The organism is Vibrio sp. CB1-5 (genome assembly GCF_059412285.1).
On the sequence record NZ_JBJHPB010000062.1, the window covers coordinates 1 to 2,561 of the forward strand.

Below are 2,561 nucleotides of genomic sequence, written 5' to 3' on the forward strand. Positions count from 1 at the left end.
GTGAGCTTACGGGAGCATAGCTTGCGTAAGCATGTCGAGGTGGCTCTAGCCGAAGCCAGACCCTAATTTGATTCGATATTGGACCGGTAGTTCCAGGGTAAAAAATCTTGCGGGCGAGCTTTAACCTCGCTTTGCATCCGCTGCACTGTATTGAAATAATCCAGCACATTAATGCCTGCTTCAGCCGATGTGGCTATCATCGCCATTATCACATCAGCGATATCCGCACCTGCCTGGGTTTTGTGGAACATCGCATTCTTGCGATTTCTGGCGACCAGTTTTAACGCTTGCTCCACTCGGTTATTGTCCAGCTTCGCACCCTCGACCCGGCAGAAGGCTGTGAGCCCTTCATAATGTTTAGTGAAGTAGCTTACGGCTTTACCAAGGCTGCTATTTTCCTCTATGTGGCCACTTTCCAGTTCAGCCTTACCCCAGTCACGGATTTGCTCCATCACTGGAAGGGACAGATTTTTATGCCAAGCCAGACGCTGTTCCGCAGTTAACCCTAACGTCGTTGCCTCATCATCATGCCGCCAGATAGCCCCATACCATTCTAATACCTGCTCTACCTCTTCGGGGAACTGGTTGAGAACTTCTGCGAATTGCCGTCGTCCATGGCTATTACATAGGCAGTGTTCAACTTCATAGCCCACCGACGGGCGGTTGCTGGACAAGGCATCACTCATCAATATCGGTGGGGCCAGTGTTTTTCCTCGCTCACTTAAGAGCTCGTCAATGAACTCGCCTGCATGACCTATGTTGGTTTGATACAAGATAATATTACGCCCGCCTTTTAGACTGGCAACGATACCTGAGCTGTAAACGCCACTGCGCTCGCGCATTTGCGTGTTATTTCGCCGTGGCTTTTCTATCGGGACTTTGTCTAGAATTCGGTTACTCGTATCATCCAAGTAGTAGTGCTCAGCGTTGGCCGCAAACACTTTTAACTGGTTATAAACCGGCTGCAAGCTATTGGCGAGTAACTCCGTTTGGTCAAAGACAGTCGAAGCGATAAGCTTAACTCCCATCAATGCTTGAATGCTTTCCTGACGATAGTAAGGGGCACCCGCAAAAAACTTATACAACGCCATTAGACTGCGAGCACTATAGCCATATTTCTGGCCTGGCTCTCCATCCTCAGTCACCTCTTCGGGCAACTTCGCCGTGAAGTAAGCTCCGCAGGTATTACAACGCAACCGCTCCATCACATGCTGTTCCGGAATGAACGGGCTTTGCCCAGTGATACGTAACAGGGTGGCTGGCTCGTACTTGTACAGCTTGCCTTGTTCACACTCAGGACAGGTATCCCCTTTATTCAGACCGTCTAGTTTGTGCTGGGTCACCTTCGGCTTCACCGAGGTGTTGGGCTTAGTATTTTTAGGCTTAGGGCGTTTTTGACCACGGTTTTTGTTTTTCTTACTTTTCTGACCTAACAGGGTATCCATGGTCTCCGATGACCTAACCATACCCACCAGTTTACGCAACTTATGCAAGGTAATATCGTTGTCAGATAGGCGCTCTTGTAAGGCCGCCAGTGTTTTTAAAGCTTTCAACAAGATATGGCAATCTTCCGCACTCAGTGCGAGGTCATGCTCTTTGGCCTCCTGCACTCGCTGGATAAGTCCGTCCAGCTCTTCACTGTCGATGTCGGTAAAGTCTTGCGCCATCTTATTTCCTGTCGATTGGCCTGTTGGGTTGATGAGGCTTATTATTCCACTACAGAATGATCGGTCAAACTGATCGTGATGATCGAGTATCTAATGGATAAAAGTGTGCGTGCAGTCATAGTCTTTGCCAACCAGTTTGACCTGTCAGCAGGACTTTCAGTTGCTTAGCGGCCAAAGGGGTCACTCCCTCCTGTTGATGACGAGGCCAGTCCTGGAAGCTGCCTTTCGTCAGACGTTTACTCATCAACCAGAAACCAGAGCCGTCATAACATAACGCCCTTAGCATGGTTTTTCGGCGGTTGGTAAACACAAATAGCGTTCCGCTGCGTGGCTCTTGTTTTAGCTGATGACGACATAGAGCGGCGAACCCATCAATGCCACAGCGGAAATCAGCAGGTTGAGTAGCAAGTAGTATTTTGGTATTAGCGGTTAGGTGGATCATCGTTGCTCTCCCGCTTCCTGTATCAGAACTCGCAGCAAGTCTGTGGACAACGCTCCGCTGATACAGATCTGACTTGAATTAGGTAGAGTGAGTTGTAGGTTTACCTCTGACTTGTATTGCAAATCGGGGTTAACTTGTAGCGGCACAAAGTCAGGGACAGGCTGCTTCGCAGGAAGTTGTTTGCGCCAAGCGTTGAGCTGGGTGGAACAGATCCGGAGCGCTTTGGTGACCTGACTGACTCGATATTCATCGAGCAGTTTAATCGCTAAGCCGCGCAGTTCGTCAGGGATCCTGGCGTGTTTATTGGTGCGGGTTTGTCGCCAGTGCTGGTAGTCAGCAATGGCCTGATTGAGATTTTCCTGATTTGGCATCGTGCATTTTCCTTAAGTTGGATATGCACTCAGTAAATCAGAGTTAAATGATTAAGTTGAGCTATGTTGCCGTAAGCTCAC

The 2,561-nt window shown here is 49.0% G+C and carries 3 protein-coding genes; all 3 read right to left on the reverse strand.

Going from position 1 to position 2,561, the window contains the following annotated elements; genetic code table 11:
• Window positions 1–62: 62 nt before the first annotated feature.
• A complete protein-coding gene (tnpC, locus tag ACJB0T_RS21825; RefSeq protein ID WP_479289537.1) occupies window positions 63–1,667 on the reverse strand; it encodes an IS66 family transposase in 1,605 nt (534 codons plus the stop codon).
• Between the two features lie 115 nt (window positions 1,668–1,782).
• Window positions 1,783–2,109 (reverse strand): IS66 family insertion sequence element accessory protein TnpB, encoded by a 327-nt coding sequence (gene tnpB, locus ACJB0T_RS21830; protein ID WP_479289539.1) that lies wholly within the window; start codon window positions 2,107–2,109, stop codon window positions 1,783–1,785.
• A complete protein-coding gene (locus tag ACJB0T_RS21835) occupies window positions 2,106–2,480 on the reverse strand; it encodes a hypothetical protein (protein WP_479289541.1) in 375 nt (124 codons plus the stop codon). Before ACJB0T_RS21835 ends, tnpB begins: the two co-directional genes overlap by 4 nt.
• Window positions 2,481–2,561: the final 81 nt, after the last annotated feature.